The 23,265-nt window shown below is 55.7% G+C and carries 19 protein-coding genes; 5 read left to right on the top strand and 14 right to left on the bottom strand.

What is annotated here, in order from left to right:
- Window positions 1–436: 436 nt before the first annotated feature.
- From RIB44_18725 to RIB44_18710, 4 genes are all read right to left on the bottom strand, one after another.
- A complete protein-coding gene (locus RIB44_18725; protein MEQ8618613.1) occupies window positions 437–1,186 on the bottom strand; it encodes an FKBP-type peptidyl-prolyl cis-trans isomerase in 750 nt (249 codons plus the stop codon).
- 141 nt (window positions 1,187–1,327) lie between these two features.
- Window positions 1,328–1,792 (bottom strand): hypothetical protein, encoded by a 465-nt coding sequence (locus RIB44_18720; protein ID MEQ8618612.1) that lies wholly within the window; start codon window positions 1,790–1,792, stop codon window positions 1,328–1,330.
- Window positions 1,789–2,832 (bottom strand): DUF1559 domain-containing protein, encoded by a 1,044-nt coding sequence (locus RIB44_18715; protein MEQ8618611.1) that lies wholly within the window; start codon window positions 2,830–2,832, stop codon window positions 1,789–1,791. Before RIB44_18715 ends, RIB44_18720 begins: the two co-directional genes overlap by 4 nt.
- Window positions 2,833–2,935: 103 nt before the next feature.
- On the bottom strand, window positions 2,936–4,720 hold the full coding sequence (locus tag RIB44_18710; GenBank protein MEQ8618610.1) for a hypothetical protein: 1,785 nt from the start codon (window positions 4,718–4,720) through the stop codon (window positions 2,936–2,938).
- A 491-nt stretch (window positions 4,721–5,211) separates the two neighbouring features.
- On the opposite strand from RIB44_18710, the gene cysD reads away from it, so the two are divergent.
- From cysD to RIB44_18695, 3 genes are all read left to right on the top strand, one after another.
- Entirely contained in the window at window positions 5,212–6,123 is a 912-nt protein-coding gene (gene cysD, locus RIB44_18705) for a sulfate adenylyltransferase subunit CysD (protein ID MEQ8618609.1), read from the top strand.
- Between the two features lie 371 nt (window positions 6,124–6,494).
- Window positions 6,495–8,429 carry a sulfate adenylyltransferase subunit CysN gene (gene cysN, locus RIB44_18700; protein MEQ8618608.1) on the top strand — a complete coding sequence of 645 codons (1,935 nt, stop codon included), beginning with the start codon at window positions 6,495–6,497 and terminating at the stop codon, window positions 8,427–8,429.
- A 49-nt stretch (window positions 8,430–8,478) separates the two neighbouring features.
- Window positions 8,479–9,030, top strand: coding sequence for a hypothetical protein (locus tag RIB44_18695; GenBank protein ID MEQ8618607.1), 552 nt, complete (start codon window positions 8,479–8,481; stop codon window positions 9,028–9,030).
- A gap of 75 nt (window positions 9,031–9,105) precedes the next feature.
- Here the strand turns inward: RIB44_18695 and RIB44_18690 are convergent, their stop codons facing one another.
- Together RIB44_18690 and RIB44_18685 are read right to left on the bottom strand one after the other, a co-directional pair.
- Window positions 9,106–9,810 (bottom strand): hypothetical protein, encoded by a 705-nt coding sequence (locus tag RIB44_18690; GenBank protein MEQ8618606.1) that lies wholly within the window; start codon window positions 9,808–9,810, stop codon window positions 9,106–9,108.
- A 76-nt stretch (window positions 9,811–9,886) separates the two neighbouring features.
- Entirely contained in the window at window positions 9,887–10,468 is a 582-nt protein-coding gene (locus RIB44_18685) for a protein tyrosine phosphatase family protein (GenBank protein ID MEQ8618605.1), read from the bottom strand.
- A 125-nt stretch (window positions 10,469–10,593) separates the two neighbouring features.
- Here RIB44_18685 and RIB44_18680 point away from each other — a divergent pair, with 125 nt between their 5' ends.
- Window positions 10,594–10,881 (top strand): hypothetical protein, encoded by a 288-nt coding sequence (locus RIB44_18680; GenBank protein MEQ8618604.1) that lies wholly within the window; start codon window positions 10,594–10,596, stop codon window positions 10,879–10,881.
- A gap of 117 nt (window positions 10,882–10,998) precedes the next feature.
- Here the strand turns inward: RIB44_18680 and RIB44_18675 are convergent, their stop codons facing one another.
- The 4 genes from RIB44_18675 to RIB44_18660 all read right to left on the bottom strand — a co-directional run bounded on the left by RIB44_18675 (window position 10,999) and on the right by RIB44_18660 (window position 14,626).
- A complete protein-coding gene (locus RIB44_18675) occupies window positions 10,999–11,421 on the bottom strand; it encodes an Rrf2 family transcriptional regulator (protein MEQ8618603.1) in 423 nt (140 codons plus the stop codon).
- Window positions 11,422–11,580: 159 nt separating this feature from the next.
- Window positions 11,581–12,372, bottom strand: a complete 792-nt coding sequence (locus RIB44_18670; GenBank protein MEQ8618602.1) for a phosphoadenylyl-sulfate reductase — start codon at window positions 12,370–12,372, stop codon at window positions 11,581–11,583.
- Between the two features lie 197 nt (window positions 12,373–12,569).
- Window positions 12,570–12,854, bottom strand: coding sequence for an antibiotic biosynthesis monooxygenase family protein (locus RIB44_18665; protein ID MEQ8618601.1), 285 nt, complete (start codon window positions 12,852–12,854; stop codon window positions 12,570–12,572).
- 131 nt (window positions 12,855–12,985) lie between these two features.
- Complete coding sequence (locus RIB44_18660) at window positions 12,986–14,626, bottom strand: hypothetical protein (GenBank protein MEQ8618600.1); 1,641 nt, start codon at window positions 14,624–14,626, stop codon at window positions 12,986–12,988.
- A gap of 305 nt (window positions 14,627–14,931) precedes the next feature.
- Here RIB44_18660 and RIB44_18655 point away from each other — a divergent pair, with 305 nt between their 5' ends.
- On the top strand, window positions 14,932–15,393 hold the full coding sequence (locus tag RIB44_18655) for a hypothetical protein (protein MEQ8618599.1): 462 nt from the start codon (window positions 14,932–14,934) through the stop codon (window positions 15,391–15,393).
- A 129-nt stretch (window positions 15,394–15,522) separates the two neighbouring features.
- On the opposite strand, the gene RIB44_18650 is transcribed toward RIB44_18655, so the two are convergent.
- The 4 genes from RIB44_18650 to RIB44_18635 form a co-directional block, all read right to left on the bottom strand.
- Window positions 15,523–17,760: a TolC family protein gene (locus RIB44_18650; GenBank protein MEQ8618598.1), complete on the bottom strand. Its 2,238-nt coding sequence runs from the start codon at window positions 17,758–17,760 to the stop codon at window positions 15,523–15,525.
- Window positions 17,761–17,994: 234 nt separating this feature from the next.
- Entirely contained in the window at window positions 17,995–20,205 is a 2,211-nt protein-coding gene (locus tag RIB44_18645) for a hypothetical protein (GenBank protein MEQ8618597.1), read from the bottom strand.
- Entirely contained in the window at window positions 20,198–21,142 is a 945-nt protein-coding gene (locus tag RIB44_18640) for an HlyD family efflux transporter periplasmic adaptor subunit (GenBank protein ID MEQ8618596.1), read from the bottom strand. Before RIB44_18640 ends, RIB44_18645 begins: the two co-directional genes overlap by 8 nt.
- A gap of 35 nt (window positions 21,143–21,177) precedes the next feature.
- Entirely contained in the window at window positions 21,178–23,163 is a 1,986-nt protein-coding gene (locus RIB44_18635; protein MEQ8618595.1) for an HlyD family efflux transporter periplasmic adaptor subunit, read from the bottom strand.
- Between the last annotated feature and the right edge of the window lie 102 nt (window positions 23,164–23,265).

The raw sequence follows: 23,265 nt of genomic DNA, 5'->3' as shown, positions 1-23,265 counted from the left end.
CACCTAGACAATTTACACAATCTAGGCACTTCGAGATTCTAGTTTAGTGACCGTTTACTGCAACTATTTTCCCGTAGAAATAAGGTAATAATCCGCATTTTTTCTAGTTTCGCTCAAGTTTGCCTTTGAAAACTTGCAACATGCCAATTACCACTCCTGAACTTGTCGTTCGCTGCATCAGGAACATACCGGGGCGGAATCAGCCATTGATATTCCGTGCGCAGCACGACCGAGCACTTCTGGCAGCCTTAAATCCAGCATCGAAAACGGTTTAGAGCGATACTCGAAAAGAGTGGACGGTGAAATACCTTCCTTGAGCAACCGAGCCTGCTGGATCCCCCCATCAGGCTTGGTACAGCACAACGGTTTTCGTCCCTCGTGGCAAGAGTTTGCCCAAATCTAGCGGCTAGAGAAGGATCGAAGGAATGAGCCGGCCTCACAGCACCTCGATCAACTCGAGTTCGAAGACGAGCGTCGAGTGCGGCGGAATCACCTCGCCGAAACCTTGCTCTCCGTAGGCAAGTTCTGACGGGATGAAGATTCGCCAGCGATCACCCGGTTTCATTCTTTGCAGGGCTTCGATCCAGCCCGCAATCACGCCGGGCCTGCCGTCAGGTGGGGTCAGAGCAAACTCAAATGGTGGTCCACCGATTGAACCATCAAATACCGAACCGTCGATCAAGCTCCCTTGATAGTGCACGCGTACGGAATCGGTCGCCTTCGGAGAATCGCCCTTTCCACTGGCGAGTACCTGATACTGCAAGCCGCTCTTTGTGACTTGCACTCCTTTTGCTTGAGCGTTCTTGGCGAGAAACGCCTCGTTCTGTTTCTTCAGGACCGCCATGCGTCGCTTCGCTTTTTCCATCTGCTCGGTCGACAATCGCTGCATCGCAGCGCCAAGGATCTCCTGTGAGTAGCGAGGCTCTGCGCGCTTCAAGCCATCTTTCAGGCCAGCCACAAGACTATCGACGTCTACCTCAATCTCGTCATCGTTCAGGCTTGCCCCCATATTCAACCCGATTGCATAACTATGATGCCGCGCATCGGTCTTCGGCAATTGCCGCTGAGGTGGAAGTCCGTTGGCACCACGAGCTGGCAGCTCTTCATCCTGAGCGACCGACCAACAGGAAAATGCGACTAGCGAAAAAAGGGCCAGTGCCAAAACGGTAATTCGAGATCGGTTCATGGAATTAATTTCGACTAGAATCGAAGGGGGATGTCAGGGCTAATGACCAACACCTGTGGGATGCCGGCAAACGCCAGAGAGAAGAAGTATACGTCGTATCGGGCTCGGAGAGAAACGCCAGTTGTATTGAGCGGGCTGGTTCTACGACTTCTGATGAATCGAACGTAGACCGAGTCCGAATCCGACAACAGCGAGCATTCCTGCTTGCATCACGCGAATTCCCAAGACGTCGCGTTTGTAGAGAGCAGCCTCTAGCTCTTGTTCGATTCGTTCGAAGCGTTGTGTCGTCTCCAGGCTCAACTCACCGTGTTGGTGGTCGTGGTCCGCAGCGTGACGATGAGAGTCATGTTCGGCTGCCTCGTTGGCCAAGCAATGCATCGCTTGAGAGGCTGCCTCATACTCAGCGGCTTGCTCCTCAGTCCACACGTCGGCTGCCTTGGCTTGCCCGTTCCAAGCGAGTCCGCCCAGAATCAGCAAACCACCCAGGACGATACCCGACCAGCAGACGATCTCGCCAGTAGAAAAGCTGCGAGAAGGTTTTGCAGCTTTCGTTTCGCCGGCCAGCCCAAATCTAGCCAAGCTGCGTGAATGGCCAACGTTGCTCATTGCAATCCGTCCTCAATCGAGATCTGTAAAGCCATGGTATGCGGATCAACGTCATCGCTCACGAATCGGACGCTCCCATCAAGAAACCCTGCGTTGACTCCGCCTATGTGCATCGAGCGAGGGGAGGCTGACATATAACCGTTATGTTCTGTGCAGGGCATGCGGTCAATCTGCTCACCCACTTTATCCGGGCACTCGTAAAGGACATCGACCGTTCGAGAATTCGGAGTTTGGAACCCGGTTTTTTGAGTCAGCAGCGGCGAATAGTGCTCAGCGATCTCCTCCGATTCGACGGGGTACTGCACGGGATGAGCATCCACCGAGAGAAGGGTAGATCCCGACCAGGGCAAAGCCCAGACTCCACGTTGGTCGCGATCGTTCTCTCGCGTTCTGACCTCTGCAATCGCGAGCGTATTTGAGAGGCCATCAGTAACCTGCTGCAACTTCACGCCCAGCACATGGACAGCGCCGGGGTTGTAGTAGTCGTCAATATGAAAAGGGCTGGAGTATGCGGCATAATTGCCCTTCCCAAACAATTCAGTGTTTCCCTGGGAGGAGCTCCACTGAAAAGCTCGCCCGATAGCTTGCCCACTTGGACAAAGGAGCGTTGGAGGCTGTACGGCCTGTGGATCGCCGTCGCTTTCGGAGACGTGAGCCTTCAAATCAAACTGCTCATAAAGTGACGTTTGCTCGAGATAAGGCAGTGTTAGAACGATCCAACTATGATTCGTCCCCGATTGCATATCCATGACATGTTGCGATGCCCGACTGCTATATGCCTCTTTCAGCGGTTGTTTTTTTAACTTGCCTGCTGGAGGGAGCTTGCCTCGACTGGACTCATAGTTCGTCAACGCGAGGGCTAGTTGCTTGAGATTGTTGACGCAACTGATTCTTCGCCCCGATTCACGTGATTGCTGCACGGCGGGCAACAGCATCGAGATTAACGTGCCAATAATCGCAATCACGACCAGCAGTTCAACAAGCGTGAAGCCTGGACGACAGGTTCGCGCCTTCTGCGTTTGATACTGGGGCTGGTCCATACGATCTTGCAAAATTGCTGAAGAGAAGAATCGTAATTTTTGCTAGTAGAGTGACACGTGAAAAGATAGCTTTCTGAACGGCCCAGTTTCTCAAATCCTAACGTCAAGTCCTACGCTGCCCGCGTTGAGCCGATAGTAAGAGCATGCTTGCCCAGAAGAGAGCGAAGCTACTCGGCTCAGGCACGCTGGCGAGGAAGGCTGCAAACTGCACCGCACTTACGCTTTCGACTCCCCCAAAGCCCGCATTGATGGCAGCCAAGTCGTCCGCGTCGACATCCCCATCGCCGTCTGCATCACCGTCAGCATGGGTGGCGTTGACCACCTTGCCGAACCCACGCTGAAAGATCAGCAAATCGGCCCCATCAACGAAACCATCGTCGTCGAAATCGGCATTGACCATGTCAGCTAGCGTTTCGGTTCGCCAAGCCAAGCCATAATCGGTTGCTGATGACGCATCGCCAGCAATTCGCAACGTGTAGTCACCTGCAGCAAGGTCTTGCAAGTAGAGGTGCTCAACATTCTCCACAGTACTCGCACTGACCCCAAACACTCCCAGGTGGTCCAGGACGACTTCACCTGAACTGTCGAGCAGTTCTAAATCAAGATTCGCCAACGGCGGCGCGTCGCCTGGGAAACTGCCGTTGTTTCCTCCCGGCGTGTTCCAAGTGAGGATGATCGAGAGCTCTTGGGCCGTGATACCTTCAGCAACGGTGAACGTGTAGAAACGATCTTCGCCTATTCCCACGTTGCCGTAATCCCAACCGTGTGCACCGGCGTTAACCGCGGAGGGGAGATCGGTTCCTCCATCAAACTGACCGCCCAGTTGGATCTTGTAGCTGTTAAAGATGTTCAGCTCACCCGCCCCGTAGGTATCGTCCAGCGAAGTTGTGTAAGTATTCGAGGGGGTATCGACGTCTCGCGACCAATTAAAGGTAAACCGAGTTGAGTCCTTCGTCGCGCCCGCCATCAGAATCGCTTTGATGGGCTCGGATCGGTCGCCGTCGGTGCCTTCAAGCAACCCGCGTAGCACAGCCGCTGCGGAACTAACCGTTGCCGTCGCACGACTTGACGTGGTAGCGTCGGCGACGAGGTCGGGCTTGCTTCTCCCTGGGCCGTAGTTGGACGCGGACGTCATCGTATCAATCGTCAGCCCGGTGCTGTGGTTGCCGTCACTGCGACCGACGGCAATCGCGTTGTAGCTGTGAGCCACCAGCCAAGGGATGCCCTGGCTCGAACCGTTGTTTAGTCCAACGACGGCGGTATAGTCGTCGTCGTTGATATCGCGGTCGAACTGAGCGAGGCGAACGCGATTCGTACTTGCCGGGTCATCAGGCATAGGGTTCGTGCCCCCGGCAAAAGTCCCAACCCAACTGAAGTTTTGCACCTTCGCCAAATCGCCAGAGGTCGTCAGAATCTCGTGGGTGGTGGGATTAGCAACATCGTTGAGCCAATCCACAGTCTCGTAGATGGCTACCTCGTGAGCACCACGCGCCATGGCAAAGTCGGGATTGTTTCCATAGAAACTACGGGCGACAACGTTCGTAGCGTGGTTCGACGTCCCTGTACTTGGATTCGTAGTGAGATCATTGAAGGTGATGTGCGAGAACTCACTCGAGGTGAAGCTCGGCCGGTAGTTGTTGCCCGACTCAATCTGAGCCAAGGGCACCCCCTCCCCCACGGGCACATCGGGCCCCAGGAGATCGAGCAGTTCCTGGTAGCCTGAAGAGGCCAAATTGTCCTGCAAGGCGGACGCCGGGGTTGCGACGAGCAGCGGAAGCAACAGGCAGACACCGTAGGTGATCCAACGGAGAAGCTGCAGACCTTCCGCACGGTCACCACCAAGCCAGGAGCTACGGGGGTGATTGGGGGATAATCTACTCGTGGCCATTACGATATCGATGCGAGATGCCTCATGCGGCCACAACAGGCTGATCGGTCCCCACAGACCCTATCAGCACGTGGCTCGTACGTTCGTCGAAAATAAGAAGTTCTCTGTCCTGGGCTTGCCCAAAGCCCGATCTGGCCCACTACTATTATTCCACGTCGGGGGAGCCTCAGCAAGCAATAAGCACCTCTGAGAACCGTTAGTTTCGCGTGTTCTGTGGGCTGGAATACGAATTTCTGTTGCTCGGACTGCTCGACACTCTCAAGAAACGCTAGCCCGCTAGGCTCAAAGCTAGACGTTGAACCTCACCGGTCGGCAGCCTAGACTAGCTGGTTTGATTGCCACCACCTGCAGGTCTCCTATAACCCTGCCCCTAGAAACCCACCCGCGACGGCTCCCCGCATCTTGCAGCAGCACATCAGCAGCCCCGCATCTGATACCGATACCCTCGGCTGTGCACCACAACCCCTTTCTTCTTTAATTAGTTTAGAGCGATGTCTTCCTACAATCTGACGCACCTCAAGCAGCTCGAAGCTGAGAGCATCCACATCATCCGCGAAGTGGCTGCCGAGTTTGACAATCCGGTCATGCTTTATTCGGTGGGTAAGGACTCCTCGGTGATGGTCCGCCTGGCCGAGAAAGCTTTCTATCCTGCGAAGCCACCGTTCCCGTTGATGCATGTCGACACCACGTGGAAGTTCAAGGAAATGATCGCCTTCCGCGAGAACCTCATTCGCAAGGAACTCGGCTGGGACCTGATGGTTCACATTAACAAGGAGGGCGTTGCCCAAGGCATGGGCCCCTTCACGCACGGCAGTGATGTTCACACGGAAATCATGAAGACCGACGCGCTCAAGCAGGCGCTCAATGAACATCAGTTCGACGCCGCGTTCGGTGGTGCCCGTCGTGACGAAGAAAAATCGCGAGCGAAGGAACGCGTCTACTCCTTCCGCGACAAGAACCACACCTGGGACCCCAAGAACCAGCGCCCTGAACTCTGGAACCTTTACAACGGCAAAGTCCACAAGGGCGAAAGTATCCGCGTCTTTCCGCTCTCAAACTGGACGGAACTCGACGTGTGGCAATACATCCACATCGAGAAGATCCCCATCGTCCCGCTCTATTTCGCCGCCAAGCGTCCCGTCGTAGAGTATGAAGGTGCCCTAATCATGGTCGACGACGACCGCATGCCACCGGAACTTGCCGCGACGGCTGAAGAGAAACTGGTTCGGTTCCGAACACTCGGCTGCTATCCATTGACTGGAGCCGTTGAGTCTAGCGCAACGACATTACCAGAGATCATTCAAGAAATGCTGCTGGCCACGACGAGCGAACGCCAAGGGCGTGTGATCGATCACGACCAGTCAGGCAGTATGGAAGAGAAGAAACGGAAGGGATATTTCTAAGACGATAACCAACGCCAAAATACGCCGAAGGCGTTACCCAACATAGCCCAGGGTTCGACCATCACGAGCCCCAGCGAGTGTGGTCGTACCCTGGGTTAGCAATCAGTTTTTTCCATCGACCGAGCAAAGAGCATTGCCAGCTGTGAAAATTCAATCGAGGTCGAAACATGAGAGGCATTCCTCGGTTTATTGCGACCTCGGTAATGCCCCGCCGGTTTTCAATCCGTTTTCCTCGGTCGCTGTTTTGACGAACAAACAGTACCCAGGGTAGGTCAAAGCTCGCTGAGGCTCGCTGTTGACCAACCCTGGGCTATGATACGAATCCCCTCCGGGGAAAACTCAATTAGCAAACATAAGACTGCGCACTACCCATGTCCCACCAATCCGACCTCATCGCCACTGACATCGACGCCTATCTCGAACAACACGAGAACAAGGAGCTGCTCCGCTTCCTCACCTGCGGTAGCGTCGACGATGGCAAAAGTACGCTCATTGGGCGTTTGCTTTACGATTCGAAGATGATCTACGAAGATCAGCTTGCCGCTTTGGAAAAGGATTCCGCTACTGTGGGCACGACCGGCGGCGGGTTCGACCCGGCGCTGCTGACCGACGGCCTGAAAGCGGAGCGAGAGCAGGGCATCACGATTGATGTCGCGTATCGTTACTTCTCGACAGCCAAGCGGAAGTTCATCATCGCCGACACGCCCGGCCACGAGCAGTACACCCGCAATATGGCCACCGGCGCCAGCACCTGCGATCTGGCCATCATTCTCGTCGACGCACGTCACGGTGTGATGACCCAGACCAAGCGACATTCGTTCATCGTTTCGCTCCTGGGCATCAAGCACGTCATCATCGCCATCAACAAGATGGACTTGGTCGACTACTCTGAGGAGACCTACAACCAAATCAAGAAGGATTACACGGACTTCTCCAGCTCGCTCGACGGCATGGGCGACTTGCACTTTATCCCCATGTCGGCCCTCGACGGAGACAACGTCGTCGACAAAAGCGAGAACATGCCGTGGTACGATGGCTCGACGCTGATGCACATGCTGGAGAACGTGCATATCGCGTCGGACCGCAACCTGATTGACTTCCGCTTCCCCGTGCAATTCGTCAATCGCCCGCACCTCGACTTCCGCGGATTCTGCGGCACAATCGCTTCAGGACGTGTTCGCCAGGGGGACGAAGTGATGGTCCTGCCTTCGCGGAAGAAGAGCCGCGTGAAGGAAATCGTCACCTACGACGGCAACGTCGAGGAAGCCTTCACCCCACAGTCGGTAACCCTCACGTTCGAAGACGAGATCGACTGCAGTCGTGGCGACATGATCGTCCGTCCGAACAACGTGCCCAAGAGTACCGACTCGTTCGACGCCACGATCGTCTGGATGAGCGAAGACGCCCTCACCCCCGGCAAGCAGTACGTCTTCAAGCAGACCACCCGCACGGCGACAGGCAGCATCAGCAAGTTGCGTTATCGCATCGACGTGAACACGCTGCACAGCAACGAAGCCGATAAGCTCGACCTCAACGAAATCGGTCGCTGCGAGGTCCGTCTCAACCGTGCTGTCGCGATGGACGGCTACAAACGCAACAAGGGGACCGGTGCGTTCATCGTGATCGACCGCGTGACGAACGTTACCGTCGGCGCGGGAATGATTCTCGACCGCAGTTCCTCCGACAAAGCAGACCACTGGGAACAAGAAGCCGACGAGCACCTCACCGGCAGCGTCAGCGAAGTGACCGCCGTCGAGCGGGCTGGCCGCTACGGCCAGCAACCGGCAACCGTGCTGTTCACGGGGCTGGCCGGTTCAGGCAAAACAACGCTGGTGCAGGCCCTGGAACGCAAACTGTTCGACCAAGGCCGGGCAGTCTGTGCCCTCGATGGCCAAAACATGCGAAAGGGAATCAGCCGCGATCTGGGCTTCACCGCCGCCGACCGCAGCGAAAACTTGCGCCGCAGTGCCGAAGTCGCCAAACTCATGAACGACTCCGGCCTGATTTGCCTCGGCGCGTTCATCGCCCCCAGCGAAGAGGTCCGCCAAAAAGCCGCCGACGTGGTCGGTCGCGACAAGTTCCTCGTCATCCACTGCGACGCCCCCATCGAAGTCTGCCGCGAACGCGACACCGAAGGCCACTACAAAGCGGCCGACGCGGGCGACATCGCCAACATGCCTGGCGTGACCAGTGAGTACGAAGTGCCCACGGCACCTGACTTAACTCTCAAAACGGCTGAGCAGTCGGTTGAGGAATGTGTCGAGGCAGTACTAGAATTGCTGGCGAAGCGGAGCGTGGTGGGGTAAGCACAATACTTGCTAGCCCGCGAGCTACGCCTCGCCCGGAGTTTACAGCATGGTTGAATACTCGTTTCCAATCGATTCAGAACACTACAAAGCATTTTTTTCAAGGTACCGTCGGCAAAGTTCCAGAGCTCGCTTCGCTTTGGTGATAATGGCCATTATCGCTGCATTGCTCCTTCTATTGTCATTTGTTTACTACAAGCAAAATGAACAAGGAGCTGCGCTGGCCATGCTTCTGCTTGCGTGCTTTGTGGCCTGCGTCATACCACTCCAAACAAAAGTGCAAATCCATCGCAGTAGCAAGCACCCAAGCTTTGGAAAGACATGCAGATGGCAACTTACTCGGATAGGCACTGAGGCTGAAGCTGGAACTTCGAAGTCGTCTCACGAATGGTCAGCGTTCACTGAAGCAGCCATCTACAAAGACGGCATCCTCTTGATGCAAGGACCTAATCATCCCTTCTGGCTACCTGACAATCGCATCGTTTCGGGTACCCGAGAGCAAGCGCGCGAGTTAGTCTTGGACCACATCATTTCAACCAGTGATTCAACCGGGCCTGTAATGACGGGCAATGCACTGGCTTATCGCAGTCTTGATGAGTGATGTGTTTCTCAAACTCACCTCAACAGCGCCACAAACCCCGCCTCCTCAAAGTGCCGGTACGCTGAAAGCAATGTCCTAACCTGGCACCCGCTCCTTCACGGTTAGCTCGTCAACTACATGACTTGGCCAACGCTTGAGGAACTCCTGCGCCCATCGCCAGACGGCATAGAATTCGGTGGGGTGCCAGTTTCTTCCGATAAAGTAACAGCGTCCTGCCTTGAGCAAAACATCCGGTCCAGGATTCTGCATAAGAAACTCCATCATCCTGGGATCGACGAGGTGTGAGGCGAATCTCTTGTCTGACGATCTCACCTCACAGCGTCGGTTAAACGCGTCGGATTCGAATTTAATCCTCGGGCAACCCAGCAGAGTCACATTTCCCGGGATGCGACCTTCGGATTCGATTTCCAGGTTCAATTCTTGGGGCAAAGGTAAGTCGAACATCAAATAGCAGATAAAACTGTCGGTCGCCGGGCCTGAGTCGTTTCCTACTTCGCACACCTCGCTCATCATGGCAAGACGATCTTTCCCTGCGAACTCCTGTGTTCCTGTTAGGGTATGGTAGGCGTAGTAACGGTAACTGAAATAGGAATTCGTTACATAAAAGTTCTGATCGAGGCGATATCGCTTCGTTTCCAACTTCCAATTGAGTTTGCGTGCAAGCTGGTTCATCAAAGAACGCTTTTCACTACGTCTCTGATGGTTCAGGAAGGCGAGGAGTCCTACGACCGCTGCTGTGAGTGTTCCCATAAGGACGAGAATCGCGGTTATTTCATCCATAAAGGAAACCCCACAATCTCATACCAACAATGCCACAAACCCAGCCTGCTCGAAGTGCAGATACTCGGTAGGAAAGTCATCTATTCCGCTCAATATAAGCCTCCGCCTTCTTCTGATACCCCTCAGAGCGCAACCCCGCCGTCTTCGCTTCTTCGAGAGCCTCCTCAATCCCCAGACCACCGTCGAGTACCCGGTGTGTCATCCACACCGCCCCCACGCGATTCGACGAGCCACAATGGAGCAGCACTGGCTGTTGCTCTTTGTCCTTGAGAACAGCCCGCACTTCGTCGAAGACCTCATCGGTGAGTTGCTCTTCTCCCTTGAAAGGAATGTTCACGAACTTCATGCCCGCGCCTTCAACAGCAGCCTTCTCATCCCAGGGAATCTCTCCTTCGGTCCGCAGATTCACAATCGTCTTGATACCTTTCGACTTAAGCTGCGGCATGTCCGCTTCGCTCGGTTGGCCCGCTAAATAAACTTGACCGACCACATGGGCCGGCTCAGCCGCACCGAGATCGACAGGCTTGAGCTCAGCAGAACGTTCGCTCGACGCGACTTCTTGCTTGGTTTCTTCCTCCTCAACGACGGCTTTCCCGCTGCAACCCAGGAAGATCAACAAAGACGAGACAGTAAGTGAGGCGGCAAAAAATCGAAACACAAGGAACTCCTAGTAACGGTACCAATGGGAAGCAGCATTCGTTACGGTTACAATCAACCGCAAACTCGTATCCACATGATAACAGGTTTCGCGATTGAACTCTTAACTAAGGGCAAGAACGCAACATGGATCGCATCGGCATTTCGTTCTATTCACCGCGTACACCTGATGAGGTACGCGAGTCCTTCGTTCGCCCGCTACGGGCAGCCTTGGAAGAGCAGCGCGGCGGGATTTTCAGTAATTACTTGCACCAAGACCAAGAAGACCCCGAGCAACCGGCCGAACATCTGCTAGTCTTCGAAGTCGGAGATTTCCGAGAATCGCTACGGCTACTGCGAACAAAGCTGCAAGAACTAGGCACCCCATTCGAGGTTCAATTTCATAACCTGAATCCGAGCGATTTGCCGTATTGAACGTAGCCCTACCGCTCCGCGGTAGGAAAGCGAGCCCCGAGGCAAGCCTCGACTTCGCGTGCGGCCAAACAAGTGCTTCGATATTGCAATTCCTGTCGCGGAGCGACAGGGCTACGTTCAGATATACCACATCGGCGGGCCACTCGCCGTCGCGCTTTCAGCGAGATCAGACAGCGTCGTCCCTTTAAGACGCTCACGCAGCGACGACTGGAGTTCGCAACACAGTTCTAACACGGCTGGCGCGAACGGAGATTCCGGCGCAGCACATGCCTCGGGAAGCTGCAGCGGCTCGAACAGATCGACCACTTCTGCCAACGTGACTCGGTCGGGCTTCGATTGGAGCCGGTAACCACCATTCGCACCGCGGGTGCTGCTGACGAGCCCAGCACGTTTCAGCTCGTGCATAATCTGCACAAGAAAAGTCTGCGAGATCCCATGCCGCTCGGCAATGCGACAAACCTGGACCGGCTCACCCGAGTCGTACTCACCCGCCAAGTGCATCATGGCGAGACAGGCATATTGAGTTTTTGAGGAAAGCATGGGACTTAGTTTTCAGTTGGAAGTGTTCAGTTTTCAGTCTCAGATGGCATAAGTTATCGCAGAAACAGTCTCTTGCGGATTTTTTACCGAACACCGTCGAAGCTCAACGTCATTGCATGTCGAGGCTGAACACTGAAAACTGGCAACTGAAAACTTCTTTCAAATTCCACTACCATCTTGCTCAGCAATCGAGTGTAATCCGCACTCGGTTTTTCCGGTGCCGCTCCAGCGACCAGCGCGTTCGTCGGTTTCACCCGCGGCAACTGCCCGCGTGCACGGCCAGCAGCCGATGCTGGTGTAACCTTGGTCGAACAGCGGATTGTACGGCACATCGTTTTTCATGATGTGGTTCCAAACTTCTTTGTTCGTCCAGTTCGCCAGCGGCGCGATCTTCACTAAGTTGAACTTCTTATCCCAGCCCACGATCGGAGCCTGCGCGCGATCGGCACTCTGGTCACGGCGGATGCCGCTCATCCACGCGTGCTTGCCAGCAGCGCCGCGGTGAAGCAGCTTAATCTTGCGGTCGAAGCAGCATTGATTGGGGTTGGTCTTATAGAGCGGACCGCCGTGCTTCGCTTCGTACTCAGGCACGGTGAGTTCCGGCTTGAGTAAATCGACTTCGATGCCATACTTCTCGGCCATGCGATCACGCAAATCGAGCGTCTGCTGGAACTGGTAACCCGTGTCGAGATTGAACACGTAGGTCTGTGGCGCGATCTCCGCCAGGATTGACAGGATCGTACAGCCTTCGAGCCCAAACGCGGTAGCCATCGTCAGTTTGTCACCGAAGCGTTTGACCGCCCAGGAAACGATTTCCTGAGGCGTGGCCGCTTCCAGCCGTCCGCTGACTTCGGCCAGTTCGGCCAGTAATTCGGGGGTGGCGACGAGCTGTTCGCTCTCACCAACTTCCTCCGCAGCAATCTTGAGCTGCGGGACATCAGTAGCAGGCATTTCAGTGGTCTCAATTCGCTTGTTTTCTAGTCTGACAGCAGCACTCACGGCTCAATCCTATGCAACTTGACCTGAATAGTCAACATTACGCCTCCGGTAATAGAAAGTTCGGCAAAATCGCTAGAAATCTCCAGGAGAAACCCTGGGTGAACGCCAAGCAGCTCACTCACTCGGCTGCTTGCAGCTTAGCCGCCAAGCTAGCTCTTATAAATCTTATGCTGGGGCCGCCCGGCAAGGATCTGTTCCTTGCCCCAATTCGTCACCGCGCGAAAAGCATCGCTCTGAATGAATGCGGTGAAAGCCTCCTGGTCCGACCATTCGCTCGTGATGAGGTAGCTCGCCCCATCGGCGGTATCTTTCCATAAAGTCGACGAATCATGCCCCTCAGCAGCGTTGAGCGCGTCAATCACTCCGGCAAACTTATCCTCGAAATCCTGCTGCTTCCCCTCAATTACCTTGTAGTTCATGCCGACCGTGATCATCGCTTTCAGGCTCCAATATTGTATGAGTTAATCGATCGCTCGATTGTAACCCGCAGGTAGTCGGATCGTCTAACGGGGTCAGCAGGGATTCGCGAAAGCATTCACCGCAACGACGCTCGATTCGACTCCGATCACTTCCCGTCCAATAGCGGTGATCGCCTGAATACGGTGGCTGAGCAAATCAGTCCGAGAGCGAACAGGAGGCAACTTGGCTCGGGTACTTGTGCGGAGGAAACCGAGGCGGAAGCCGCACCGAACTCGTCTTGCCAAACGGACAGGTCGAAACGGCTAAGCGGCACTGGCGAATCGCCGCTTTGCCACTCCAGAAAATCAGAGCCCTCGACAAAGCCGTCCCCATCGTAGTCTGCATCCAGTAGCCGCGCGTCGGGGTTAATCAACACGGACAACGAAGCGGTACTCCCTTGATTACTCGTCAAGAGAACGCTGCCAGGGACGTACCCCACGAATTCAGAGATATCCAGGATCCCCGAGGTCTCTGTCGCTGGGCTGATGCCGGTCGTATCTGCCACCAAAGTCAGCCCGTCGCCATCGGGCGTGTTGACCCAGACTTCGCCGTTGGAGTTGTCTTCGTTGACGAATATCAACCCCTCCTCGTACTCAGTGTCGCCTAACGCTGTCGCGGCCGTCCAGTCAACGTTGTCTTGGTCGCCAATCGCATTGAGCGTGTTCGAGGTGTCGTTTTGAATCTTCTCGATTGAGAAGCTTGAAGAATTCGCATCGAAGCTGCCGCTACTAAAATCCAAGTCAAAGTCCAACGTAAAGAGACCGAAATTCTGATTTCCTAAAACCGCGCGGTGCGGCTGACTGGGACTCGTATCGACATCTTCGTGCTTACTTGCATTCAGAGCTCCCGAGGCCGTTGTATCAAACGTTCCGTCATTCGAGCTACCAACCGCAGGCAAAACATCATTGAGGAAGTAGTAGCTGCCATAGGCGAGGCCATTGCGGGCGAGGAAGTCGTTTGAACTGCTTCCATCGAATCCTTTTCCTTTTTCGCCGATATAGATTTTCATGTCTTGCGTACCGCCGTCGGGAGAAAGCAACAATGCCACGTGGTCGGTCTCGCCCGTATCAAGGAGTGCTGCGTTCTCCCAAGAATCAAAGGGCATTCCGCCCAGCCCCCCGGTTGCTTCGCCGGTTACGCCGCTCAATTGGTAAAAGTCTCGATTCTCTAAATCGAGCGCGAAGAGTCTCTGAAAGGAGGTATTACTGAAGCTCTCCTCCCCAGTGATATAAATCGGGTCGACGAATCCCCGATCCTCGCCAAAGGTATGTGGGGCATAGGACTGGCCAGAACAGAAATTGAAAAAGCTCGTGTTGCTGGTGCTGTTGGTGTTTACCCAAGTGGTTCCCCCATCATCGCTCCAACGACTGTAGGCCTGTCGTGCCGAGTCAACAAAACGCCCACCGCCTGTGGAACTTGTATCAATGGTATTGCTGATCGCTGTTGTGAAAGCCTCAAGATCAAGATTCACTTCGCTAATCGTCGCATCACCTGTTTCGTGATTCACCTGCAAGCGGAGTGTCGTTTCGTCGACGATTCGCGCACCGATCCCGTCAAAATCATCCAGCATCGACCAAGAGAAGCCGTCACCAGTGGGGTCATCTCCCTCGGTAATCACCTCAAAACCTTGCCAACCGTTTCGGTAATTGATGAGTAGCGTCCCGCCATCGATCGCAGAAACTGTCTGTGCCGATACCAGTGTGAACACAATCGCGATGACCGCGCCTGCAAGGATTCGTGATTTCATGCTGTGCACTCGAGACTAGCGTTACTTACCCAGAAAATGGTGGCCGGACATCAACGCAGGTTCAGTAATTAATCACTCTTGAATCCGCAGAGTCGCTACGCTTGGGCAACATGAATTCTCCCAAGGTGCATCTCCTTCGATGAGCCCGCCTTCCAACTAATTGAAAATGATAAACGGACCACCAACGAAAATCACGCCGGCAAACGAAATACCGACAAGAATGCGGTTTCTTGCTAGAAGTTCGCCCAAACCGTAGAACTGCCCTACAATCAAAGAGTGATTACTCAACCCGCGGTTTTCTGTTTATGAGATCGTTGCTTCTCCTACCGATTGCACTGCTCGCGCTGTGTTGCCACGCGGCTGAGACGTGCCATGCCCAAACCGGCGGACAACCGGTTCGTGTCCAACTCCCCACTTGGCATGTCTTTGGCGCTTCGACCACCGTACTCGTTCCTGATCGCGGCACGCTGGTGCTGGGTGGAGTGAACCGTGGGAGCCGTGGAGCACAGAGCTTCGGGCCTGGCCTAGGAAATCGCAGCTTCAGTGGGAGCTCAGCATCCGGTTCGAATTCCGTGAGTGCCACCATTATTGACCACGCCGAGATGGACCGGGCGTTGCTCGCCGAAGCCGCCCGCCGTCGCGGGGCGACGCACGACGTGCTGGGTCGCCCAGTAACTTCGGCCAAGAGTGCAACAACCGACGCGACCCGACAAGTCCCCAAGCCTGCGAAGCCACGCTGGCAGGCATTGTGGAAAGCGAAGAACTAGCTCACGCGAATAAGTGGGTTCGCAAATGGTAACCCGAAGCGTAAGCGAGGGGCTACGCTTGAAAGGTTTTTCCCTCGCTTACGCTTCGGGTTACGAGAGCCGATCGCTATAATCGTTCTTCGCTTGCCGCTAACGAAACGGATTCTCCGGCGACTCGACGGAAAGTTGCCCTTTGACCTCATCAGACGAGCTTCCTACTTCGATTGGCTCGCTCGCCACGCTCAGTGTCAGCTTGGGATCGATCAACTCGGCCGCATCGGGATCGGTTGTCGGGTCGCCCCCCTCCGCTTCGTTCGGCTTCGTGGGCAATGGTTCTGCGGGCGCTGGAATGGAAGGGGCACCGGGGATGGGAACCGCTTCGTCGGGGCTTACCTCCTCGGTATAGCCTGCCGGCGTGAGGCCCGACTGGCTGGTCTTTCCGCCACTCACGACGAAAGCTCGCGACACGTAATCGAGCACATCGGTACGACGTTTCCGTCGCAACCTTGCTTCCTGATACGCTGCCTTGGGTGAAGCACTCTCGGCGAGTCGCACGTCGTTGAACTCAAGCACGGTCCCTTTCTCGAAGTGGACGTTCTTGATCGCCAACGCATACTCCACGCGCGCCTGTTGGTAGCGAATACGACTATCGACCAATTGCCGTTGTGCTTCCAGCAAGATGTCTGTCACCTCGTTGCCACGCTCGACTTCCTTGAGGAAAGTTGTTACCTGATCCTTCGCAGCTCTCAGGCGATTATCCTGAGCCTGCAGGATGAGAAAAGCTCGCTCCACCTCACCGAACGCGTTACTCAAACCGAACAGCACATTCCGTTCTTGCTCTTTGAGCAGAGTTGTTTCTCGCACTAGTTGCAACTCCGCGTTCCGAACGGCAGCGTGCCCGCGGCGAAAGCCGAGGGGGACGTCCAGCTCGACGCCCAATCGCCACTCATCATTCTTGCCATCCGCCAACGCGCCCCAAGCACTTGCGTAGGTGGGAGCTCCCGTGGCGTTGCTTTGCGAGATAAGATCCTTCCCAAAGCCGCGCCAGCGATAACGCCCCACCAGATCGAGCCTTGGGGTGAGAAAGTTCTTACTGGCAATCAGTTCAAGCTCTCGCTGCTTCACCCGCCACCGCTGACGTCGCAGTTCGGTCCGATGTGCCAGAGCCTCGGCTGCACACGACGCCCAGTCGAACTGCACCGGCGCGTCGGGTGGAGTCGTGACCGGCTTGATCAACTGGGTGCTGTTGACCGGCATTCCCATGATTAGCCGCAAACGTCGCTCAGCCACCCGGACGCCGCCCGGATTGCGGAACGAGCCCGCCGAACTGCCGTTGTTCGTGCTGGTCCGATCAACCAAAGTTCCGTTGTAGGCGTCGATCACCGCAGACTCGAATCGCCAATACTGCTCAAGCGCTTGGTCCACTTCACTGCGCTTGGCATCGCCGTTGTCGAACAGCACCTTCTTCGAGTTCCACAGTGCTAAAGCTTCATCACGGGCAAGCTTCTTGGCGTCCAAATCGTAGTAAGCGAAGTACAGATCCCAGTAAGCGTTCTCGACGTTGCTAATCAGGTTGCGCACGCCGACTTCGAAATCTGCCAAGCTGATGTCCGTGCGGATTCGGGCGATCAACACGCCATTCATCACGCCGGCTTGATTACTCGGGCCGGCGATCTGATTGAATCGGATGCCTCCGCCTTGCAGCAAAGGCTGACGAATCTCGGCGTCGAAATAGGTCTGCCAAGAACTGCCGAACTGATTGCCCACGAAGTTGTTCGCGTCGTACTCGGTGATATGGCGCACCGCCATTTGCGAACCCGTAGCCGCCCGTTTGGTCAGCTCCAACGTGTAGAGACCCAAGTCTTGATCGAGGACGCCCGTATCGCCAACAAAAGTGCTGTTGGCAACGCGATCGTTTTTGTCCCAGAACATCGAGGCACCAAAGCTGGTGTCAAACGCACTGAGAGCCGCTTCCTCACCAAACTGCGGATCGCTGAACGCCGCTGCCGGATCGTAAACCGACTGGATCCCCGCAGGATTCCTGAGGACGGTTCCCCCCAGGTCGCGTAACGCGGGTGACTTTTGCAGCGCCATCGTAATGGCCTGTTCGAGAGTGAGATTGAAGAATCCAACTTCATCGTTGGTGCCCACTTCATTGGGACCCACGGGAATTGGCGTCTCGTCGGCCAAGCAACCCGAACGGCAAGGCTCGTCGATCTCCAACTGAGCAGGGCAGCAACCGGGAGCTAAGGGCTCTTCACATTTCTTGCAGTCGAAGTCCCACTCATCCGGCTTACTGATCGAGCAACCAGCCATGCCAAGTCCAAGAACCACTGCGAAGAGCAGAGGTAGCAGAGCCCGGAGTTGTTGGAGCTTCTTGGTTGTCATCAGTGCGAAAGCGAAGTCGGAAAAGGGACCTTCCGCCGATTCCCCTCGTGAATGCAGAGAACCAGCGCGATCAGACCTACGGGGTCCTGCTCGTATCAATCGTCACTGCCAATTGTTCCAGTTAAGCAGAACTGGCAAGATTTGCGGGCCAGGGAATTTATTCCGCGTGGCAGCCAACGAAACGCGGTACTTGTGCTAGCAACGGATGCACTAGTGGCAAGAGCAAAGAGAACTTCAACGCTGGAACTCGAAGTAAAACACCCTGCGTAGCGAACGTAGCAGTTCACGCCCGAGGGTGCTTTCCGCCAGGACCACTTTCGCCCTGCCCACAGAATCGGGGAGCACTCCCGCAGGTTGCTGTTCGAATTCGACCGTTGCATAGTAGTGCGTATCCGTGGGGCGAGCGTCCCCTGACGGATCGATCCGCATGGAGATCGAGCCCTCGGCAAGGATCGCCGGCGGGATCTCCTCGACTGGGTTTCGCGCAACCTGACGAACTGTTCCCGTCCACAGCTTATCGGGGGCGTGCTCCAAGCGCATCTCGACGAGGCTGCCGGGGGCAATCTGTTCGACGTCTTCTTGGCTCAGCAGCACGATCGCCTCGAGATCGTCAGACTTGCCAACCAATGCCAAGGTGTCCCCCGCCTCGAGGTAACATTCAAGGTTCTCTCGTTCCAGTGGTGAACCTTGCCAAGAGGGAAGCTGCGTCGAGTCCGCAACCGCCAATCGATAGCGATCCGGAAACAGCGCCCCGTCGCGAGGACTTCTGACGGACAGCTTCTCGTAGTCACTCTTGGCCACTTCCCATTGCTGCCGCGTTTGCTCCAAAGCGGCTTCCGTCGCCTTGATCTCTGCCGCCAACTGCGGAGCTTGGACAACCTGAATCTTCAAACTGGCGAGCTGCTGACTCAATTCCGCCTGGCGACCTTCGAATTCAAGAACACGCCGCCGAAGTGTCTCATTCTCGAGACTGGCAACAATCTGCCCCTGCGTCACTTGTTCACCAAGCTCGACATGCGAAACCAGCCGACCCGGCGACCCAGCGTAAAGTCGAGCCGAGTCCTGCAACCGCACAACAACGGGCGCTCTCACCACGCGGTTCCAGGGGCAACTGAGTATCCCGAAGCCAATCACCGCAAGCCCTGCCGCAATCACGGCAAGGCGAACTTTTCTCAACGATTTTCGAAGCATCGGATGTCGCATGATTCTTACGCAACCTAACACTGCAGGAATCACCAAGCCGATCAACAGCAGGGCGACTAACAGGTCCGCCAGTGGAGCTAAGTTGACCATCGCGAGCACCTGGTAAACCGTCCAGGCGATGATTCCTATCGTAAACAAACGATACGCGAAAGCGAGCAGACCGAAGCTGGCCAAACCAAAACGGTTTCCATCGTATCGAGGTGAAGTCATCTTCCCAGGCAACAGCCAAGCCTTGATCGGGTGCAGCAGGGCAACTTTCGACTGGGCGTGCAGATTCGGTACTTCCAGCCAATCGCTCAGCATGTAGTAGCCATCGAACCGCAACAAAGGATTCCCGTTGAACAACACGGTGTTGATCGAACAAAGAATGACGAGATTCAATGCCAGGCTGTTCAGCAGGCCCGGTTCGCTGAAGTACCACAGGTACATGCTCAAGGTTGCGATAATCAGCTCAACATACATCCCCGCTGCTGAGACAATCATGCGCTGCCATTTGCTCGGCATCATCCACGCGTCGGAAACATTGCAGTAAGCAAACGGAAAGAAAACGATCAACTGCACCCCAAACTCGTGGCATTCACCCCCGAAGCGACGGCATGCTAAGCCGTGCCCCAGTTCGTGCAGAAGCTTGACGACAATCCACGAGAGCCCCAACAACCAGAGGTTCGATTGGCTGAAAAAATCTCCAAAGCTCGGCAACATCTCGGCGATTCGACCGGCCCTTCCAACGCCCAGCGCGATCGCCACCAACATGGCCAAGCCAATGAGTAGGGCAAACCCTTTCGAAAAGAGAACACGCCCCACGGGTCGCAGGAAGTCCAGGATCCCTTGCGCATCTCCAAAGGTGAATCGCATCCCCAAGAGCGAAAGCGGACTGAAGAGGACTCGCTGCTTCAAGGAAGCGTGACGTCGCTCAAGTAGCGAGTCCGCTTGGTTGCGTCCCTCGCTGTCGATCAACCCCGACTGGTAAGCCTCGGTATAGAACTGCTGAAGCACCGGCAGGGTAATCACTTGTGGCGCATAACGGCTGTCGTAGTTCTCGCGGATCTCTTCGAGGGTCCGCACACCGTCGAGTTGCTGCAGCAGAAACCACTCGTCCTCGGTAAACTCGAAGTGGTTCAGTGCGACGGGATCTTTCACCATCCAGCGTCGGGTAAAGCCAGACGCCCGCTCCTTCGCGGTCAAGTCGGGTCGCAGCTTCATGCGGACGGCATCTGGATTGAGCCTTTGTAAGCTAGTCATTCTTTTTCCGCGGTTGGATAGAAATGACACCACTCAAGCCAGGCCGCAACGCGGTTTTCGCACGATCGAACTCCGCCCAAATCCGCACCATGCCGTTCACAGGGTTCGCCTCGGGACTGACAAAGGTCACCTCACCGGCGACCTTGATCGTCTTTCCGCCGGGGACCTCCACCGTGAGCTCTGCCGGTTGGCCAATCAGTCCCATCTTCGCCTGCGGTGCCTTCAAAAAACCTTCCGCACGAATTCGATCAATCCGCACGATGCGTGCCAGCGAATCACCGGGCTCGATCCACTCACCAACCCGTTTCTCGATGCTCACGACCATCCCGTCAATCGGCGCTTTGCTCCGATGCTGAGCGAGCTCCAGCTCCGCCATCTTGACCGCCGATTCATGCAGGGCAACCTTCGTATCTGAAAGCTGATGCGCCTTCTCCGCACGCTCGATTTCCAGTTTTGATCGTTCGACGGCCAAACGTAAAAAGTCAACCTCACGATCCGGGATCGTTCCCGGCAAGGCTTGATTCACCGAAACAGCACGTTCGAACTCATTCTCCGCCTGCTCACGTGTCTTGCGAGCATAGCGTATGTCCACATCGTTGGCCGCTGTCTGCTCGGCCATCTTCAACTCCAAACGAGCCTCTTCGACAGCCAGTTGCGCTTGCTCGCTACGCAACTCCGCGACGAACTCACCCGCAGCCACCAACTCTCCTTCCCGCACGAGCAGCTTGTCCAAGGTTCCCCCACGTGCAGCAGAAACCTCAGCACTCTCGACCACAGTAAGCAGCGCATTTGGGATCGAAAGCTCTTCCGCAGCACGAACTTGCTCGCACACGCTCCAGGCAAGTAGCAGTGCGAACCAAGTCAGGACGCGATGGCGAAAAAAACTATGGTTATTCATATGCTCTAGGTCATGGTGACGATTGACTGCAGATCGCATAACGAGACTCATCAATTATTGATTCGGTAGACAGTTCAGAAAAAGCGGCGGTTGAACTCTTCCAATAGCTCGTGCAGCCAAACATATCCCAGCGACCGTTTTCCACAGTGAACTCGCCCGACGACGGTAGCGTTGGAACGCAGTCCGGCAGCTGCGGCTTTGTCGAACGCCACCTCGACAATCACCCCGTTGGTTTCGCTCGTCGGATCCACTTGCGAAACGCTGCTGAGCGACTGAATTTTCCCTTCGATCACGACCCCAGGATCGGACACCGCAACGAAGCTCACCTTTAAGTCAGCATTTTGCTCCGCTTGAGCCTGCAACAGATGGGCAATCGACTCGTCAGGCACGTGCAGTCGCACGATCCATGGACCTTCGACATCAGCCACCGTTAGCAAGCGATCACCCCGGCGGATTGGCCTTTTCAGGAGTTCTCCCTCGACATCCCAGGTAAGAATCTTACCGTCTAGCGGACTATTCAGTTTTAGCTCAGCGCGCTGCTTCTCAAGGATTTCAAGTTGCGCGGTTAAATTCTCCAGCCGTTCGCCCAAAGCCAGCTCACGAGCAGACAGGTTGCGTAGCTGGTCGGCGGTGTTCGCATCGAATCCGGTCGCTTGCAGTTGCTCAGTACGCAGCGCTGCCAGTTCGGTTCGAGCGACTTCCATTTCGCCGGTCACACGCTGAAGTTCCAAGTCAAGCGAAGTGGAGGACATCTCGACGACGACATCCCCCTCTTCAACCGTCTGGTCGCCCGCAACATGGACGGCTTCAACCGTGCCATCTTGCGCGGCGAAAACGTGCCTCTGCACGGCAGGAACGAACTCGCCACGGACTTGAATGTCAAAGTCGGTCTGAATCAGCGCTAACAGGGCGATAACAAGTCCAAGACACCCGGCTACCATCGCCCAGATCGGCCACATTTGCAGTCGCAGCCAGGAGAACAGGCGTGAATGTTGAGCCAAGAAACCCAACAGCGGAACGCTTCGCACCTTAGTCGCTCGACTCAACGCTAAACTGGCATGTTGGTTAAACGCCTGCAGCACCTCAACGGGCAGATCCAGATCGCTACTGCGGAACTGCTCGCAAATGGTTGCTCCGAAAGGTGCTCCCGGCTGCTCCTCCTCTTCCCGAGCGTGAAACAATGGAACAATGGCGAGACTACGCGTCGCCCCTTCGTCGAGATACTCCTTCAGAAGTTTCTCAATCTGCGGAGGGTACTCGAGCTTCTGATCACCCACGATCAACGGTTGCCGTGATCGAATGACGGCTTTGGTAAGATTCTCCAGTTTGCGAACCAAATTCGCATGACGATGCACGGCATCAATGCCTGAAACGGCCAGCAACTTGCAACGCCGCCCAAGGAGCGTCGCCACAGAAACTCGATCGCAACCAACGTACCGCCGCCCTTCGTTCGCCACCTCAAAGGCCACCTGCTTGAGCGACCAACTCCGATGCACGGCCAGAGAATAGTCAGCGTAGCCTTGCCATTGATCTCGACCTTCCTGCCAAGAAACGATCTGCTGCCGCTGCTCGTGCCCCGCCGCAATGCGAGCCACCTCAGACACGAAACGCAGGAAGCCCTCCTGCACCGACGCGGGCATCTCTTCATCAAAGTAGACCGTCAGTAAGCCCCAGGTCCGCTGTTCGACTTGCACCGGAGCGGCAATGACCCAGTGGCTCAAACCCGCTTCCTCATCAGCCGCCAACCAAGTCGGTTGAGAAGAGGCTAACACCGACCGCAACCGGTCCTTCTCTCGCGCGTAAACGTTTCCGGCACGGCGACTCGTCAGTTGCGACAAACCATGGCGATAAGCAAGCGAGATTTCGTCCGCAGAACCGACAGTCCAGATGCCGGCCCCCGTGCCATGCAAAACGAACTGCGTTCGTTCCAACAGTTGCGCGTAGAACTGCTGCGGGGCGACGTCCGAGCGCGCAAGTTCCGCTAATTCCGAGACGATCATGTCGATCTCGTGCAGAATTTCGCTCGCACCTGAAGGCGCATCGGAAGACGAGGTGGCCATACTTCCGATTATAGTGGGACGGCCCAAAATCCCCAGAAAACTGCAGCGACCAGAGTACTATTCGCCCAGCGGAAGCCACTGCGTAGCCTTCCTCATTGGCAC

Source organism: Lacipirellulaceae bacterium, from assembly GCA_040218535.1.
In the GTDB taxonomy this organism is placed as follows: Bacteria; Planctomycetota; Planctomycetia; order Pirellulales; family Lacipirellulaceae; genus Adhaeretor.
This window is presented reverse-complemented; position numbering and strand designations above follow the sequence as displayed.

Excerpts from the sequence above, each read along its gene's own strand:
- RIB44_18725 (MEQ8618613.1), bottom strand. The coding sequence starts at position 1,186 with ATGAACCGATCTCGAATTACCGTTTTGGCACTGGCCCTTTTTTCGCTA.
- RIB44_18720 (MEQ8618612.1), bottom strand. The coding sequence starts at position 1,792 with ATGAGCAACGTTGGCCATTCACGCAGCTTGGCTAGATTTGGGCTGGCC.
- RIB44_18715 (MEQ8618611.1), bottom strand. The coding sequence starts at position 2,832 with ATGGACCAGCCCCAGTATCAAACGCAGAAGGCGCGAACCTGTCGTCCA.
- RIB44_18710 (MEQ8618610.1), bottom strand. The coding sequence starts at position 4,720 with ATGGCCACGAGTAGATTATCCCCCAATCACCCCCGTAGCTCCTGGCTT.
- cysD (MEQ8618609.1), top strand. The coding sequence starts at position 5,212 with ATGTCTTCCTACAATCTGACGCACCTCAAGCAGCTCGAAGCTGAGAGC.
- cysN (MEQ8618608.1), top strand. The coding sequence starts at position 6,495 with ATGTCCCACCAATCCGACCTCATCGCCACTGACATCGACGCCTATCTC.
- RIB44_18695 (MEQ8618607.1), top strand. The coding sequence starts at position 8,479 with ATGGTTGAATACTCGTTTCCAATCGATTCAGAACACTACAAAGCATTT.
- RIB44_18690 (MEQ8618606.1), bottom strand. The coding sequence starts at position 9,810 with ATGGATGAAATAACCGCGATTCTCGTCCTTATGGGAACACTCACAGCA.
- RIB44_18680 (MEQ8618604.1), top strand. The coding sequence starts at position 10,594 with ATGGATCGCATCGGCATTTCGTTCTATTCACCGCGTACACCTGATGAG.
- RIB44_18675 (MEQ8618603.1), bottom strand. The coding sequence starts at position 11,421 with ATGCTTTCCTCAAAAACTCAATATGCCTGTCTCGCCATGATGCACTTG.
- RIB44_18670 (MEQ8618602.1), bottom strand. The coding sequence starts at position 12,372 with ATGCCTGCTACTGATGTCCCGCAGCTCAAGATTGCTGCGGAGGAAGTT.
- RIB44_18665 (MEQ8618601.1), bottom strand. The coding sequence starts at position 12,854 with ATGATCACGGTCGGCATGAACTACAAGGTAATTGAGGGGAAGCAGCAG.
- RIB44_18660 (MEQ8618600.1), bottom strand. The coding sequence starts at position 14,626 with ATGAAATCACGAATCCTTGCAGGCGCGGTCATCGCGATTGTGTTCACA.
- RIB44_18655 (MEQ8618599.1), top strand. The coding sequence starts at position 14,932 with ATGAGATCGTTGCTTCTCCTACCGATTGCACTGCTCGCGCTGTGTTGC.
- RIB44_18650 (MEQ8618598.1), bottom strand. The coding sequence starts at position 17,760 with ATGACAACCAAGAAGCTCCAACAACTCCGGGCTCTGCTACCTCTGCTC.
- RIB44_18645 (MEQ8618597.1), bottom strand. The coding sequence starts at position 20,205 with ATGACTAGCTTACAAAGGCTCAATCCAGATGCCGTCCGCATGAAGCTG.
- RIB44_18640 (MEQ8618596.1), bottom strand. The coding sequence starts at position 21,142 with ATGCGATCTGCAGTCAATCGTCACCATGACCTAGAGCATATGAATAAC.
- RIB44_18635 (MEQ8618595.1), bottom strand. The coding sequence starts at position 23,163 with ATGGCCACCTCGTCTTCCGATGCGCCTTCAGGTGCGAGCGAAATTCTG.